The organism is Tessaracoccus luoxuelianae (genome assembly GCF_054483915.1).
The window spans coordinates 2,252,937-2,267,932 of sequence record NZ_CM137013.1 but is presented as its reverse complement, the minus strand read 5'-3'; the positions used below and the strand labels follow the sequence as shown (position 1 = coordinate 2,267,932).

Below are 14,996 nucleotides of genomic sequence, written 5' to 3'. Positions count from 1 at the left end.
TGGGCTCGTGCGCATCTTCTCCGACCTCAACCTGAACGACAACGTGCCCGTGCGGGCGCAGGTGGGGCGAGGACCATGGGGTCCGACGGGGGTACCGAGCACGCGGCTCAAGAAGGTCCAGCGGCTGGTCGTCCCCTTCGTGGTGGTTGCCATCGCGGTGGGGCTGTTCTTCCTCGGCCGGATGTTCTACCTGATCCTTACCGGTGCGTGACTCGGGGCGTTCACCAGCCTAGGAGTGACCCGGCCCAGGGGGTAACGAGAACGCCCAGGATCATGAATGGGCCGAAGGCGATCTCGGCTTCGCGTTTGATCTTCTCGGTGGCGAGCAGAAGTCCGCTGATGACGGCCATGAGGATGAACGCCGCCGCGACCCCCAGCAGCGCAGTTCCGATCCCGAACCAACCGAGCGCCGCACCGGTGGTGAGGCCGAGTTTCACGTCTCCGAGGCCGAAGCCACTCGGGTTGATGTAGGCGAGCACGAAGAGAATGGCCGCGGTGAGCAGCGAGCCCAGGAGCGCTGAGCCTAGCCTTCCCCATCCGCCCTCCAACACAGCCCACGGTACTTGGAGGGCGAAGAACAGGGGGATTGGGATCAGCGTGAGTGCGTCAGGTAGGCGATGTTCGGCGAGATCGACGGCGGTGGCGGCACCCCACGCTGCCGCGAGGACCGCGAACGCGGGTAACGCGGAGGGGTTTACAGCTATCGCCGCCCAGGTTGACGTCGTGAGGGCAAAGGCTACGGACAGCCAACGTTGGGCCGAAGGTGATAGGTAGCCGGTCACAAGAGGGGCGATAATCGCCGGTACAAGGACGACCCCGACGACAAGGAGAGTCACGCCAGTCCTTGCAGCCCGCATGTGCAGCTTTCCAAGAGCAAATCTCTCACAGAGCTCACCCCATTGCAGGGAAGAGATTCTCCATGATGGAGATTGCGGCCGGCCCAAGAATCACGATGAATATGACAGGAAGGATGCACAGGATGAGTGGAAACACCACCTTGACGGGGATCTCCATGGCCTTCCGCTCCGCCCGCTGCCGGCGAGCGATACGCATCTCGTCGGCTTGAGCGGTCAGTACATCGGCAAGGGGGATGCCATACGATTCAGCCTGGATAACAGTGCGGACGAATCGTCGAAGTGAGATCGAGCCCGTGCGTCCGGCCAACTCCTCGTATGCGTTTCGCCTACTCTGCCCCACCTGGATGTCCTGCATGGTCCTGACCAACTCCTGGGCCAGTACCCCAGTTCCATTGCGTGCGACACGGAGCATGGCCGCGTCGAATCCGAGCCCAGCCTGAACTGCGATGCTCATCTGGTCGAGGGTGTCGGCGAGCTCCAAGTCCACCTGCTCGCGACGCTTCTGGTACGTATTCAGCAGGAGCAGGTCGGGAAGGAAGTAGACACCGACCGCCAATGCGGCTCCGAGGATCGCTATGACGAGGGATCGCGACGCCATCCACAGGAGGAACATCAGGATTGCGGTGAGAAGTGCCCCCAACACCTTGATGGACAGCAGTTGGTCCACCGTCCAGCCCCCCGGGAACCCCGCCTTTGCGATGGCACGCTCCATGCGTCCACGGCGGAATGGGGTGTCGATGAACCGCCCGAAACTCAGATGCCCCTGATGCTGCCGGGGGCGAGCCACATCTGTCGCAGTGCCCCGGTTGAGGTTGTCAAGCGCCCTGCTGCGGACCTGATCGGGCCCGGCCAGCAAGAGCCAGAAAAGGACTCCAAGACCGGCGGCGAAGGTGGCGATCGATGCGATCACGGTGGTGGTCATCGCTCTAGAACTTGATCTGAACGGTCTTGTGCAGCCAGAAGGCTCCGACGGCGAGGAGGATCACCGCGGTGCCCAACATGAGCCACCCCACAGGATGGGTTAGGAGGGACGAGAGGTATCCGGGGTTGACGATCATGAGTAGCGCGATGATGACGAACGGGAGCCCGATCAGGACGATCGCCGAGAGCCGACCTTCCGCGCTGAGCGCTGCGACTTGGCGACGAAGCTGCGCACGTTCCCGGATGGTGTGTGACACGCCATCAAGCACATCTGCGAGGTTGCCGCCCACCTCGCGGTTGATGGCGACTGCCTGCGAGATCCAGCTGAAGTCCTCGCTCTTCATCCTGTCAGCGGTGTGACCCATCGCCTCGGACAGTGGTCTCCCCACGCGGAGCTCGTTACTGATCCTGGCGAACTCCTCGGCTGTGGGTGACGCCGCCTCGCGTCCCACCATGCTCATCGACTGAGTGAACGAGTAGCCCGAACGCAGGCTTCCAGCCAACATTTGAGCGGTCTCATCCAGCTGGAAGGCGAACGCCGTGCGGCGCCGCTCTGTCCTGACGACCACAGCGGCCGCAACCACCAGCGGGATCAGAAAGGCAATGATGAACCCAGCGGCGAGCGAGCCAAGAAGTAGGCCGAGGGCCACGGCCGCGATGCAGGCGCAGAGCACGATCACCACCAACTGTGCTGCCGGAGTTGCGATGCCGGCCACGTCGAGCCGCTCGGTCAACGTGAGCCTGCGGCCAGCGAGGAGACGGTCGACGCCCCGGGTGGCGGCGTCTGCGAGCCCTGCGACGGCACTGCGGCTCCGGTGAGACACGGGCCGGCGCCGGTGAAGTGGCACCTCGCGTGTGTTGGGTTTCAGCCACAGCAGCATGACTACGACGAAGGCGAGGCCGATGGCCAGAGAGGCTGCTGCCAGCATGGGGGAGTCAAAGCCCAGCATCAGCGCATCCCAAGCCCCGCGCCGAACACCCTCGAAGACAGCTGAATCCCGAGGTCCGCGAAACGGTCGGTGAACTGCGGGCGTACTCCGGTGGGTACAACGTGGCCGAGAAAGCGCCCGTCACGGTCGAGCCCTGCCGAGTAGTCGAAGAGGAACACGTCCTGCAGGGTCACTGTCTGGCCCTCCATGCCGTGCACCTCGGTGACCGCCACGACGCGCCGCGTGCCGTCGCGGAGCCGGGCGAGTTGGACGATGAGGTCAACAGAGCTGGCCACCTGCTCGCGGATGGCGCGCAGGGGCAGTTCCATGCCCGCCATCAGCACAAGCGTCTCCAGGCGCGCGAGTGCATCACGAGGCGAGTTGGCGTGGATGGTGGAGAGCGAGCCGTCGTGGCCGGTGTTCATGGCCTGCAGCATGTCCAGCGCCTCCGCGCCACGCACCTCACCGACGATGATCCGGTCGGGGCGCATGCGCAGGGCATTGCGCACCAGCTCCCGGATGCTCACCTCACCCTTGCCCTCGATGTTCGGGGGGCGGGACTCCAAACGAACCACATGGTCCTGCTGCAGCTGGAGCTCAACGGCATCCTCGATCGAGATGATCCGCTCCCCGTCGGGGATGAACGAGGACACCACGTTGAGCAGCGTGGTCTTGCCGGTGCCGGTACCGCCGCTGATGATGATGTTGAGCCGGGCCTTGACACAGGCGTGCAGCAGCTCGGCGATCTCCGGCGAGAGCGTGTCCAGCCGGATGAGATCCGGAATGCTCAGCGCATCGTGGCTGAACTTGCGAATGGTAAGGGTGGAGCCGCTGAAGGCCAGGGGCGGGATGATGGCGTTGACGCGCGAGCCGTCCTCGAGGCGTGCGTCGACAAGGGGAGAGGACTCGTCGATCCGCCGGCCAATGCGCCCGACGATGCGGTCGATGATCTGGCGTACGTGTGCCTCGTCGCGGAAGGTGACGTCCGAGCGGTAGAGGCGTCCGGCGTGTTCCACGTAGACCTTGTCGGGGCCGTTGACCATCACCTCGGTGACTGATGGGTCGGCCAGGAGACCCTCGATAGGGCCCAGACCCAGCACGTCGGCCTGGATCTCTTCGAGCAGCCGACGCCGCTCGCTGCCGGTCATGGCCAGGCTCTCGCCCTCGATGATCGAGGTGAGCTCCTGCTGCACCAGCTTCTGTAAAGCGTCGTCCGTGATGGACGCGTCGGAGAGCCTGTTGCCAAGCCGCTCGTACAGCGTGGTGGTGGTGCGGTCCTTCAGCGCCCGCATGGCGTCCTGGTTAGTCCGCGGCGTCTGCACCACCCGCTGGGCCAGCGACGGCCCTGCCGGTGATTCCTGCAGGACCCTCTGCCCCGGAGCCGCGAATCCCGGTCCTGCCGGTGTGACGGGGGGAGCCAACGGGGCGTCGGTGGGCGACTCCGGGCTGGTCGCGGGTGCAGTCACCGCGTCGGACCCGTCAGCGCGCGCGGCCCGGAGCCGGTCAGCGAGCCCCATCGGGCACCGCCTTACCCCGACTGAACAGGCCGGCCCGCTGTTTCTCCTGGGCCGGTCGCTTTGCGATCCGATCTACCAGACCGGAGAGCTGCCGCGAGATGGGATCCTTGCCCCGGGTCTGCAGGAGCGGAATACCCTGGTTGACCGAGATCGGCACCAGCTTGGCCGACGGCAACGTCACGTCCACCTTGGCGTTGATGGTGGCCTCAACGTCGGCGATGCTTAGGCCGCGCGATGAGTCGGCGAAGTTGATCACCACGTGGCGCGCCTCCAGGAGGAGGGCCAGCTGGCTCAGGGTCTCGATCTCCTTGCGGAGCCCGCGGATGCCGGGCACGTCGAGTCCGGTCACCAGCACCAACTCGCCAGTGAGGTCCAGCGCAGCGAGAGTGTGCTCGGTCAACCCGGGCGCGGTGTCCACCACGACGAAGTCGAATGACTGGGCGAGCGCCTTCAGGAGTGCGGTCGCATCCTCTGGTGTGACGCTGTCGGCGGCGGCGGGGGAGTCTGAACCGGGGACTACCCACAGGCCCGTCTCGTGACGGGTGAGATAGCTCTTGAGCGCAAGTGCATCACCGGCCGCAGCCGGGCGGGTCGCATCTGGCAGCGAGTAGATGGGCGTCAGGTTCAAAGCGCTGGCCACGTCGCCGAAGTGGAGGTCCAGGTCCACGAGCACAACCCGCTCGGGCGCCAGCTGAGCGAGGCCGACGGCAAGGTTGGTGGCCACAGTCGTCTTCCCCACGCCGCCCTTCGGGGACGCGACGGTGACGATCTGGCCCCTGTGTTCGCCCTGGGTGGTGTTCACCACAGGAGCTCGTCGGTTTCGCGCGATGGCGTCGCGGATCTCTTCAGGTGAAGCGTCCGGCGAGAGCATGTCCCTGACGCCTGCGCGCATGGCGGCCAGCGCCAGGCCCTCGGCGTCGTCGGTGATCAGGACCACGGCGGCGCCGAACCGCTCTCGCGCCCACGATGCCACGGCTAAGGCCCCCTGGGGATCGAAGCCGGTCTCGAGCATCAGCAGTTCCGGAGGAGGAGCTGAACCCAGGGCGCGAGCTAGTGCATCGGCGTCCTCGCCCGTCAGGACGGCCAGCTGACCACCGGTGGCGAGAGTCACGTGATCAACGATGCGGGGGGAGCGGGCAACCAGGAGAACAGCGCTCATGAGGCCACATTCTCCAGGGTGACCTGCCTGGTGCCCTCGACGAGCGAGGTCTCCCGCTCCAGGGTCAGCCAGATGGTGCCGTGCTCGGCGGCCCACACCACTCGCTCTGCGTCGGGTGCCGACACCGCCACCGTGATGTACTGAGCGCCGGGTGGAGTGGCATCCTCGCCTTCCTCCGTCTCGCCGGAACCTTGCTGAGCATCCTGCACGCGGGTGACCAGGACGCGGTGGAGAATCGTCTGAGTGCTGGCGGCGGGATCAGTCACTGAGAGGAGCACGCCGACCGTGTCGCCGGCTGTCAGCCTGCCACCGATCACGCGCTCAGGGCCGAGGGATACCGTGACCTGAACCAGCTGCTCTGGAACCACCACTTGGTCTCCGGTCAGATCCTCAGGCGCCACGAAACGGTTGGACAACACCTGCTCTCCGGGATAGAGCGCGGCGATTGCCACCTGTCCGGTGACCGGTTCCGGTGTCGTCAAGGCACCCGGCACCACTGCGGCCAGTGGAATCTCGCGGGTCTCGACGTTCTCTCCCAAAGTGATGGGGGAGCCGGCCGGGATGTCTTGAGTGACGACCAAAACAGCAGTAGGCTCAAGCCTAGCAAGCGCTCGTTCGTCGGCACCCACTATATATGCTCCGAGCAATGCGGCGCCAAGGACGGCAAGTAGGGTGGCTGCGATCGCAGCGATGACACGTCTTCTCATAGGTCTCTATCTCAAGTCTGCTGCTTGGCTCAGGCTGTCAGTTTGACGGCTTTAACGCCCATCGATCCTCCGCCAAGCTCCGCATCGAGCACGGGCTTGGTCTCGATCCATTCACCGGCGAGGAATTGCCCATCGCTGCCCCCACCCGAATTGCACTTCACCCCGGGGCCACCAAACCATCCGCCTTTGCCGGGATCTATGCAGTAACTGGTGATCTTGAGCTTGGCGTATGCGGCAATATGAAAGAGGTCCGGCCCCGGGAGTTCCTCGACAGCGTCGAACAGGGGAATTAGCACCTCGATGCCGACCAGTGCGCCGTCAGCAAATAGCGGAATACAGTTCTTGAAGTCCTTCAGGGTGTCGCCGTTCCCACCGACCACCGTGGAGTCTGCAGAGGTCTCGGCTAGACATTCCTCCGTGATCGTCGGAGTGAGGAACCCGAATCCCCCTGGGACGATCGTGGGATCGGAGTAGCCGCATTCGAACGTCTCCGGCTCGTCTGGCTCCTCTGATTTCTTATCTGATCCGGAGGGCCCACTTGGCTCCTGAAAGTCGAATTTGATCGTCTTCCCGCTCTCGAGTAGTTGTTCGAAGCACGTCAGGGAAACAGTGAAAGGTAGTGTGGCTCCACCTCCCATTACGCTCCATGATGCGGTAGCTGATGCTAGGACATCTGATTTTGAATCCTGTTCGAGCACAGGAGCGAACCAATGGGTCCGGGTACTCGCGACAGTGACCGTGACCGAATTTGTTGTTTTACTGATCTCCGTATCGGTCCAGTAAGTCACTGATATCTGATCATCGCGGATTTCAGCCTTACTTGTCTCGTCGGAGGTGTTCATGCGCGCGTATTCTGCCGCTATATCCAGCTGGTCGATATCTGCGGAACCGTCGATGCACTTGCCATCATCAGCGCACGTCTGCGCCAATGCGAGCGCTGCGGCGTCTGCTGCGTTCTGGAGTTCTTTCCTGTCCAACCAAAGTGCTCCCACATCCACTGCTATGGCAGCAAATCCCACAAGCGCAACCATCAGAATGCCGACGATGACGGCGACCGCGCCGCGCTCATTCGTTATCCCCCGCATCGCATGACACTACTTTCTACAATTTCCGGAATTGGGAAGAAGCCAGAAATCGAACCGTTGCTGTAGCGGAGAGTGACTGCTACTGGTTGCCCGGCTTTGCATGAGTCTGGGACGACCACTTCTGCCGGAGTGTCCACAGAGCCACCCGGAAAGGCGTTCAGAGCCGCAGCCTCGGCCGCAGACCGGTCATTGTAGATCGCCATCACGCGGACACCTTCGCGGGCCGCACCAGCCGCGGAGGCTCTGAGGTAGAGGTAATATCCCCCGTCCATGATCCCCAGAAGAAGAACACAGAGAGGTAGCAGCACGAGCGCGAACTCCACTGCCGCTGACCCTCGGTGCCTGCCAGTCATTCCTGCCTCACTGATGTTGTCAGGGCCGCCCGGTGGGTCGGCCCTGACAGGTTTCGTCCGACTGCTGAAGGAGGGTTAGGGGGCCTTCGCTCCGCCGATCTTCGTCAGAACTTCGGTGAACTTCACGTCAAGCTGGGTGCCGATAGCGGCCACCGCGGCGATGATGACGACTGCGATCAGGGCGACCATGATGCCGTACTCGACGGCGGTGGCGCCCTTGGTCTTGTCGGCGAAGCGGTTACCGACGACGTGGAGGAGGGCGGTGAGGTGGGCGTACAGTGCAACCATGGCGGTTGCCCCCTTTCTTGATGAAGGCCAGGGGAGATGAATCAGGTCCCCAAAGGGGTACAACTCACTGCGTCCCCCGTGGGCTAAAGTTAAGGCCCGGTTGGCCGTTCGTCAACTTCATGACCGCGCGTGTAGCGTGCGATGGACAGCAGATGCAAGTTCGGGGGAGATGTGCAGGGAGCCAGGGCGTCGGTCGCGGTCCTTGTCGGACTACTATTGGCTGTAGTAGGGGCGCTCCCTGCGGCTGCCGAAGAAAATCTTGACGCCATCGCCGCGACACTCGGCATCGAGGACCAGGCCACCGACTACATCCTCATCGTCGACACCTCCCTCTCCATGCAGGAGGAGGGACGCTGGGGGCGCGCCCGCGACGCGCTCTCCGGCCTCGCGGATTCACTCACGCCGGACGACCACGTCACCCTCATCACGTTCGACGACGGCGCCCAGACGGTCTTCGATGGCGACGCCCCAAGTACGAACACACTCCTGGGCGCCCTGCCCGACGAACCCACCGGCGACCAGACCGACATCGGCGCCGCCATCAACGAGGGCGTCGATGCTCTCAACCGCGACGGCGCCTCCGAGGTGGCCGCGTTCGTGCTCCTCACCGACGGCGAACTCGATGCGGCAGAAGACTCCGACTTCGTCACCGCCGACGCGCCCGCCTGGGCAGACCTCCGCACCCGCGCCAACGAGGCCACCGCGGACCGCCAGGTGGGCGCCTTCGCGCTGTCGCTCGGTCCCGAGTCAGACGCCGGTCTGCTCACCCAGGTGTTCCCCAACGCGCAGGTGGCCACCCCGGACGACATCGTCGGCTTCCTCTCCGGCCTCACCGACGAGATCACCCGCTTCCGCGTCGGCGAGGTGCTGGCCCCGGATCTCGAGCAGCCGGTCACCGTGACCCTGAGCGAGCCCACCGTCGACGGCGCCACCGCGACACTCACCGCCACCTGGACCTCCACCACCAGTAACCTCCCCACCAGCGTGGCCGCCATCCAGCTGACGCCTGCCATCGAGGGCGCCGCCGTCGGCATGGAGCCCGCGACACTCGACCTCACGCCCGGGCAGCAGCAGACGAGCACCATCACGCTGGCGCTGCCGCCCGGCACGGACGCCGCCGTCGCTGTCACCGCGACAGTCACGTCCCCCTGGCAGGCGCAACTCGCGCCCCTCGGGCTGGGGCAGGAACTCACCGCCACCTCGGCCCCCATCCAGCTCACCATCGCCGCGGAGGCGGTGGCGTCTTCGTCGGCGGAGGCCTCAGTGGCCCCGGATGCCAACGGCGCAGGGGAGCCCAGCCCCCTCGCCGCCCTGCCCTCCTGGGCCATCCCCGCCACGATTGCAGCCATCGCGGCCGTGGCCATCGTCGCCCTGATCGTCGGCGCCATTCGCAAGCGCATGCCACAGCTCGACGGCTCACTCGCGCTCGTCACCAAGGAGGGCGAGGTGGTGGACGAGTTCCTCGTCACCGGCCCCTCCTCCAGCACCCAGCGCGGCGGGCTCACGGTCAAGGCCAAGCCGGGCAAGGACACCTCCATCCGGATCAAGGGTCGCCAGGGCAAGGAGACCTTCACCGCGACACTCGCAGACGGCGACCAGCTCAAGCTCCCAGACGGCACCACCCTGCGCTACACCACGGAGCGCTCGAGGATGCTCGAGATGATCAACTCCACCGGCCCTGTGGTACCGCCTCGCGACTGACGGGGTTCGGGTCCCTGCACCGGGTGCAGGAGGTTTCGACGCCGCTGCGGGCGCTCCGCGCCGCGGCGGGCTCAACCAGCGGGGGTAGCGGGCGAATTGGCGGGCGGACACCGCGACGCCGCTGGGTCCTAAGATGGGGCGAGCCGCCGCCGCGGCACCCGTCGACCTGAAGGAGCACCGTGGGTATCACCGCCGACGACGTGGCCCGGCTGGGCGCGCTGGCCCGCATCCAGCTCACCCCCCAGGAGTGCCAGGACCTGGCGCCCGAGCTCAACGTCATCCTCGAGTCCGTCCGCAGCGTCTCCGAGGTCGCCGGCCCCGACGTACCCATGGCCACCCACGCCATGCCGCTCACCAACGTGTTCCGCGACGACGTGACCACCCCGTCGCTCACCCAGCAGCAGGCGCTCTCCGGCGCCCCCGACAGCGAGGACGGCCGCTTCCGCGTCCCGCAGATCCTGGGGGAGGAGTGAGCATGAACCCGATCCTCACCAAGCCCGCCCACGAGCTCGCGGCGCTCCTCGCCGACGGCGCCCTCACCTCCGAGGACCTCACCCGAGCCTGCCTCCAGCGCATCGACGAGCTCAACGACACCCTCAACGTCTTCCTCTCCGTCGACCCCGACTTCGCCCTCGAGCAGGCCAAAGCCATCGACGCCCGCCGCGCCGCAGGCGAAGAGCTGGGCCCCCTCGCAGGGATCCCGATCGGCGTCAAGGACAACTTCTGCACCACCGACCACCCCACCACCTGCGGCTCCCACATGCTGGAGGGCTGGGTCCCGCCCTACGACGCCACCGTCGTCACGCGCCTCCGCGAGGCCGGGCTGGTCATCGTCGGCAAGACCAACATGGACGAATTCGCGATGGGGTCCTCGACGGAGACCTCCTACTTCGGCCCCACCCGCAACCCGTGGGACACCGAGCGCATCCCCGGCGGCTCCGGCGGCGGCTCGGCCGCGGCCGTGGCGTCGTTCATGGTGCCGCTGGCCGTGGGATCGGACACCGGCGGCTCCATCCGCCAGCCGGGCTCAGTCACCGGCACCGTCGGCGTGAAGCCCACCTACGGGGGAGTGTCGCGCTACGGCCTGGTGGCCATGGCCTCCAGCCTGGACCAGCCCGGCCCCTGCGCACGCACCGCCCTCGACGCCGCGATGCTGCAGCAGGTCATCGGCGGCTACGACCCGCACGATTCGGCCTCGATCAACCAGCCCGTCGGCGACCTCGCCGGCGCCGCTGTCGCCCCTGACCTCACCGGCGTTCGCGTCGGCGTGGTGAAGGAGCTCGGCGGGGAGGGCTACGAGCAGGGCGTCCTGGACCGGTTCGCCGAGGCCGTGGAGCTCCTGCGCGCAGCCGGCGCCGAGGTGGTGGAGGTGTCCTGCCCCGCGTTCAGCTACGCGCTGCCCGCGTACTACCTCATCCAGCCCGCCGAGCTCTCCAGCAACCTCGCCCGCTTCGACGGCATGCGCTACGGCCTGCGCGTCGGCGACGACGGCACCCGCGGAGCCGAGGAGGTCATGAACATCTCCCGCGACGCCGGCTTCGGCAAGGAGGCCAAGCGCCGGATCATCATCGGCACCTACGCCCTCTCGGCCGGCTACTACGACGCCTACTACGGCTCCGCGCAGCGCGTCCGCACCCTCATCCAACAGGACTTCGACAAGGCCTTCGAGGCCTGCGACGTCCTCGTCTCGCCCACGACGCCCACCGTCGCGTTCAAGATCGGCGAGCGCATGGCGGACCCGATGAGCATGTACATGGCGGACCTGTGCACCATCCCGTCCAATATGGCCGGCAACGCGTCCGCCTCGTTCCCGATCGGGCTCAGCGACGACGGGCTCCCGGTGGGCCTTCAGGTGATGGCCCCGCCCATGGAGGACCCCCGGCTGTACCGGGTGGGCGGCGTCGTCGAGCGGGCGCTCGAAGCCCAATGGGGCGCCCCGCTCCTGAGCAGAATGTCCGACGGCGAGAAGGCGGTGTCCGCATGAGCGAGACGGTGGACTACGACGACCTCCTCACCCGCTACGAGCCCGTCCTCGGGCTCGAGGTGCACGTGGAGCTCAACACCAACTCCAAGATGTTCTGTGGCTGCACCGTCGAGTTCGGCGGCGAGCCCAACACCCAGGTGTGCCCGGTTTGCCTCGGCCTACCCGGCTCGCTGCCTGTGATCAACGGCAAGGCGGTGGAATCCGCCATCCGGATCGGGCTCGCGCTCAACTGCGAGATCGCCCAGTGGTGCCGGATGGCCCGGAAGAACTACTTCTACCCCGACATGACCAAGAACTTCCAGACCTCCCAGTACGACGAGCCCATCGCGTTCGACGGCTACGTGGACTTGGAGCTGGACGGCAAGACCTATCGGGTGGAGATCGAGCGCGCGCACATGGAGGAGGACGCCGGGAAGGCCCTCCACATGGGTGGCGCCACCGGCCGCATCCACGGCGCGAGCCACTCGCTGATCGACTACAACCGCGCCGGCGTGCCGCTGATCGAGATCGTCACCCGGCCCGTCCGCGGGGCGGGGGAGAAGGCGCCTGAGGTGGCGAAGGCCTACGTTGCCCACCTGCGCGAGCTGCTGCGCTCACTGGGCGTCTCCGACGTCCGGATGGAGCAGGGGTCGCTGCGCTGCGACGCCAACATCTCGCTCATGCCCATCGGCTCCGACGTGCTGGGCACCCGCACCGAGACCAAGAACGTCAACTCGCTGCGTTCCGTCGAGCGCGCCATCCGCTACGAGATGACCCGCCAGGCCGCCATCCTCGATGGCGGAGGTCGCGTGAAGCAGGAGACCCGCCACTTCCACGAGGCCACTGGCACCACCTCGCCGGGGCGCTCCAAGGAGGAGGCGGAGGACTACCGCTACTTCGCCGAGCCGGACCTGATGCCCATCGCCCCCTCGCGCGAGTGGGTGGAGGAGCTGCGCGCCACGCTGCCCGAGCCGCCCGCCGAACACCGGGCGCGCCTGCAGGAGCAGTGGGGGTTCAGCGACGTCGACTTCGGTAACATCGAGGCCGCCGGTGCGCTCGCGCTCGTCGAGGCGACGGTGGAGGCGGGCGCCTCCCCGGGCGCGGCCAGGAAGTGGTGGGTCACCGAGCTGGCGCGTCGGGCCAACGAGGCCGGCGTCGAGCTGGAGGAGCTGGCCATCACGCCCGCCCAGGTGGCGGCGGTCCAGGGGCTCGTCGACGCGGGCAAGGTCAACGACAAGCTGGCCCGCCAGGTGATCGAGGGCGTGCTCGCCGGCGAGGGCGAACCCGCCGAGGTCGTCGCGGCCCGCGGGCTCGCGGTGGTCTCCGACGAGGGCGCCCTGAGCGTCGCCGTCGACGAGGTGATCGCGGCGAACCCGGATGTCGCGGCGAAGATCCGCGATGGCAAGGTCCAGGCCGCGGGTGCCCTCATCGGCCAGGTGATGAAGGCCATGAGGGGCCAGGCCGACGCGGGGATGGTCCGCGAACTGATTCTGTCGAAGCTGTCCTGAGGAGGGCTGATGTACCTGTTCCATGCCTACGTCACCGTGGGACCCGGAGCTGAGGACGAGTTCGCCGAGGCGTGCGTCGTCAACAGTCGTGCGTCGCTGGAGGAACCGGGTTGCCTCACCTTCGACGTGCTCCAGCAGGCCGACGACCCCACCCGCTTCGTGCTGGTGGAGGCGTATCGGTCGGAGGACGACCTGGCTGCCCACAAGACGACCGACCACTACAAGGCATGGGCCGAGGTGGCCAACCGTGTGCAGGTGGAGCCTCGGTCGAAGACGGTGTTCACGCTGCTCGCCGGCTGACCTTCCCGGTCCCTGAGGAGGTCGGCGTCGCGGAGCGACCGTCGGCCGTCTCGAAGGGTTGTGACGCTACGTTGGAGCGAGACTGCTTGTCAGGTCACGATTCGACCCTTCGAGACGCCCACGCGCCTTCGGCGGTGGGGCTCCTCAGGGATCGAAGATCAGCCCAGGGCGGCCCACGTCTGCTGGCCCACGACGCCGTCGGCCGACAGGCCGTTGCTGCGCTGGAAACTTCGCACCTGGGACTCGGTTCCCGGGCCGAACTGGCCGTCCGCGGTGAGCCAATAGCCGTGGTCGGACAGCCGCTGCTGCAGGTACTTCACGTGCTCACCAGTGGACCCGCGACGCAGCGTCGGCCGGGTCTGGGTCTGAGTACCGCCGCCCTGGTTGCCTGAGCCCCCCGAGGGGTCGCCCCAGCCTCCACCGCCGCTGCCGCCACCGCCCTGGTTGCCGGAGCCGCCGGACGGATCACTCCACCCACCGTTCCACCCGCCAGAGTTGCCGCCTCCGGAGTTGCCGCCGCTGGGCTCCTCCCAACCGCCCGAGCCTCCTGAGCCGCCGCCCGAGCCGCCCTCAAGGGCCGCCCACGTGGCCGGGCCGACCACCCCGTCGACCGTCAGCCCGTGCGAGCTCTGGAAGCCGCGCACCGCGTTGGCCGTGGCCGGGCCGAACTGTCCGTCCACGCTCAGCCAGGCGCCCCCGTCGACCAGCAGCTGCTGCAGGTAGCGCACGTCCTCCCCGCTGTCGCCCTGGCGCAGCGTCCGCCGCGACGTCCCCGGGCCGGGCTCGCCCCAGCCGCCCGGATCCACCGGCACCGAGGCCGCCGGGGCGGTGAGGGTGAAGGGCCGCTGCGCCTGGAACGCCGCCGACACCGTGCCGACGGTGTAGAAGTTGGGCGTCTGATCCATCGGCATCCTGCGCACGATCGCCGAGTGGAACGAGCGGTAATCGCCCGAGAACGACGCATTTGCCCACACCCGCAGCAGCGTCTCGGTGAACAGTCCGTTGACGTCCCCGTCGCTGGACAGCTGGTTGTCCTGGCAACCGGAGATGAGGATCAGCTCCGCCGCGATGTCCGTGCTCCGCGTGCTCCCCGCGACAGTCTTGGCCACGGCGTACAGCTCCCGGCGGCGTGCCGAGTCGGCCGCCGCGACACTCGGCGCCATCATGCGCGGCTGCAGCCTCGGCACGTGCACATCCGTGGGCCAGTACTCCTCGCCCAGCGGGTTGCGCAGCAGCGCTTCGCGGGTGGCGATGGCCAGGATGCTGCGCGCCACGGTGCCCGAGTGGCAGGAGTCGGACAGCACCACGATCCGCACCCCGGAGCGGAACTGGGACCACTTGAGGTACAGCTCGTCGTCGAGGACCTGCCTGTCGTACAGGCACCAGGTTTCGTCGAGCCCGTCGTCCTCGTCGCCGGTGTTGTCACGGATCTGGCCGCCGTGGCCCGAGAAGCTGACGAACGCGATGTCCCCGTCGACGGCGGTGTTGGCCAAGCTGTCCAGGGCGCTGAGCAGCGCTGTGGAGGTGGCCTGCGCATCGAGCAGCTTCCGGGTGCGGAACCCCTCCCCGGAGGCAAGGGCCTCCATGTCGTTGGCGTCGTTGACGCACCCCGCGAGCACGGTGGGCGCCGGGATGTAGCTGGAGGTGTCTACCACGTTGAGTCCGACGTGGAGCGAGTAACCGGTCATGGAAGTGTCCTTTCGGATGG

At 66.9% G+C, this 14,996-nt stretch carries 16 protein-coding genes; 6 read left to right on the top strand and 10 right to left on the bottom strand.

All coding sequences use genetic code 11. The features are described from left to right. Positions 1-7: 7 nt before the first annotated feature. Complete coding sequence (locus tag ACX1D1_RS10270) at positions 8-211, top strand: hypothetical protein (RefSeq protein ID WP_459054501.1); 204 nt, start codon at positions 8-10, stop codon at positions 209-211. Positions 212-221: 10 nt separating this feature from the next. Here the strand turns inward: ACX1D1_RS10270 and ACX1D1_RS10265 are convergent, their stop codons facing one another. The 9 genes from ACX1D1_RS10265 to ACX1D1_RS10225 form a co-directional block, all read right to left on the bottom strand. After that, entirely contained in the window at positions 222-836 is a 615-nt protein-coding gene (locus tag ACX1D1_RS10265; RefSeq protein ID WP_459054500.1) for a prepilin peptidase, read from the bottom strand. A 55-nt stretch (positions 837-891) separates the two neighbouring features. Then, a complete protein-coding gene (locus ACX1D1_RS10260; RefSeq protein WP_459054499.1) occupies positions 892-1,779 on the bottom strand; it encodes a type II secretion system F family protein in 888 nt (295 codons plus the stop codon). Positions 1,780-1,783: 4 nt separating this feature from the next. After that, complete coding sequence (locus ACX1D1_RS10255) at positions 1,784-2,728, bottom strand: type II secretion system F family protein (protein WP_459054498.1); 945 nt, start codon at positions 2,726-2,728, stop codon at positions 1,784-1,786. Continuing rightward, complete coding sequence (locus tag ACX1D1_RS10250) at positions 2,728-4,224, bottom strand: TadA family conjugal transfer-associated ATPase (RefSeq protein ID WP_459054497.1); 1,497 nt, start codon at positions 4,222-4,224, stop codon at positions 2,728-2,730. The genes ACX1D1_RS10255 and ACX1D1_RS10250 overlap by 1 nt, the downstream gene beginning before the upstream one ends. Then, positions 4,211-5,383, bottom strand: coding sequence for a CpaE/TadZ family protein (locus ACX1D1_RS10245; protein WP_459054496.1), 1,173 nt, complete (start codon positions 5,381-5,383; stop codon positions 4,211-4,213). Before ACX1D1_RS10245 ends, ACX1D1_RS10250 begins: the two co-directional genes overlap by 14 nt. Then, positions 5,380-6,090 carry a Flp pilus assembly protein CpaB gene (gene cpaB, locus ACX1D1_RS10240; protein ID WP_459054495.1) on the bottom strand — a complete coding sequence of 237 codons (711 nt, stop codon included), beginning with the start codon at positions 6,088-6,090 and terminating at the stop codon, positions 5,380-5,382. Before cpaB ends, ACX1D1_RS10245 begins: the two co-directional genes overlap by 4 nt. A gap of 29 nt (positions 6,091-6,119) precedes the next feature. Continuing rightward, a complete protein-coding gene (locus ACX1D1_RS10235; protein ID WP_459054494.1) occupies positions 6,120-7,175 on the bottom strand; it encodes a pilus assembly protein TadG-related protein in 1,056 nt (351 codons plus the stop codon). Beyond that, positions 7,163-7,528, bottom strand: a complete 366-nt coding sequence (locus ACX1D1_RS10230) for a TadE/TadG family type IV pilus assembly protein (RefSeq protein WP_459054493.1) — start codon at positions 7,526-7,528, stop codon at positions 7,163-7,165. Before ACX1D1_RS10230 ends, ACX1D1_RS10235 begins: the two co-directional genes overlap by 13 nt. Before the next feature lie 75 nt (positions 7,529-7,603). Next, positions 7,604-7,816: a Flp family type IVb pilin gene (locus ACX1D1_RS10225; protein WP_459054492.1), complete on the bottom strand. Its 213-nt coding sequence runs from the start codon at positions 7,814-7,816 to the stop codon at positions 7,604-7,606. A gap of 141 nt (positions 7,817-7,957) precedes the next feature. Between ACX1D1_RS10225 and ACX1D1_RS10220 the strand changes: the two genes are divergently transcribed. The 5 genes from ACX1D1_RS10220 (at position 7,958) to ACX1D1_RS10200 (ending at position 13,288) form a co-directional block, all read left to right on the top strand. Further along, entirely contained in the window at positions 7,958-9,517 is a 1,560-nt protein-coding gene (locus ACX1D1_RS10220) for a vWA domain-containing protein (RefSeq protein WP_459054491.1), read from the top strand. 179 nt (positions 9,518-9,696) lie between these two features. Next, on the top strand, positions 9,697-9,990 hold the full coding sequence (gatC, locus tag ACX1D1_RS10215; RefSeq protein WP_182799872.1) for an Asp-tRNA(Asn)/Glu-tRNA(Gln) amidotransferase subunit GatC: 294 nt from the start codon (positions 9,697-9,699) through the stop codon (positions 9,988-9,990). A 2-nt stretch (positions 9,991-9,992) separates the two neighbouring features. Beyond that, positions 9,993-11,501 (top strand): Asp-tRNA(Asn)/Glu-tRNA(Gln) amidotransferase subunit GatA, encoded by a 1,509-nt coding sequence (gene gatA, locus ACX1D1_RS10210; RefSeq protein WP_459054490.1) that lies wholly within the window; start codon positions 9,993-9,995, stop codon positions 11,499-11,501. Further along, positions 11,498-12,988: an Asp-tRNA(Asn)/Glu-tRNA(Gln) amidotransferase subunit GatB gene (gene gatB, locus ACX1D1_RS10205; protein ID WP_459054489.1), complete on the top strand. Its 1,491-nt coding sequence runs from the start codon at positions 11,498-11,500 to the stop codon at positions 12,986-12,988. The genes gatA and gatB overlap by 4 nt, the downstream gene beginning before the upstream one ends. Positions 12,989-12,997: 9 nt before the next feature. Then, positions 12,998-13,288: a putative quinol monooxygenase gene (locus tag ACX1D1_RS10200; RefSeq protein WP_459054488.1), complete on the top strand. Its 291-nt coding sequence runs from the start codon at positions 12,998-13,000 to the stop codon at positions 13,286-13,288. A gap of 158 nt (positions 13,289-13,446) precedes the next feature. Here the strand turns inward: ACX1D1_RS10200 and ACX1D1_RS10195 are convergent, their stop codons facing one another. Next, positions 13,447-14,976 (bottom strand): peptidoglycan-binding protein, encoded by a 1,530-nt coding sequence (locus ACX1D1_RS10195; protein WP_459054487.1) that lies wholly within the window; start codon positions 14,974-14,976, stop codon positions 13,447-13,449. Between the last annotated feature and the right edge of the window lie 20 nt (positions 14,977-14,996).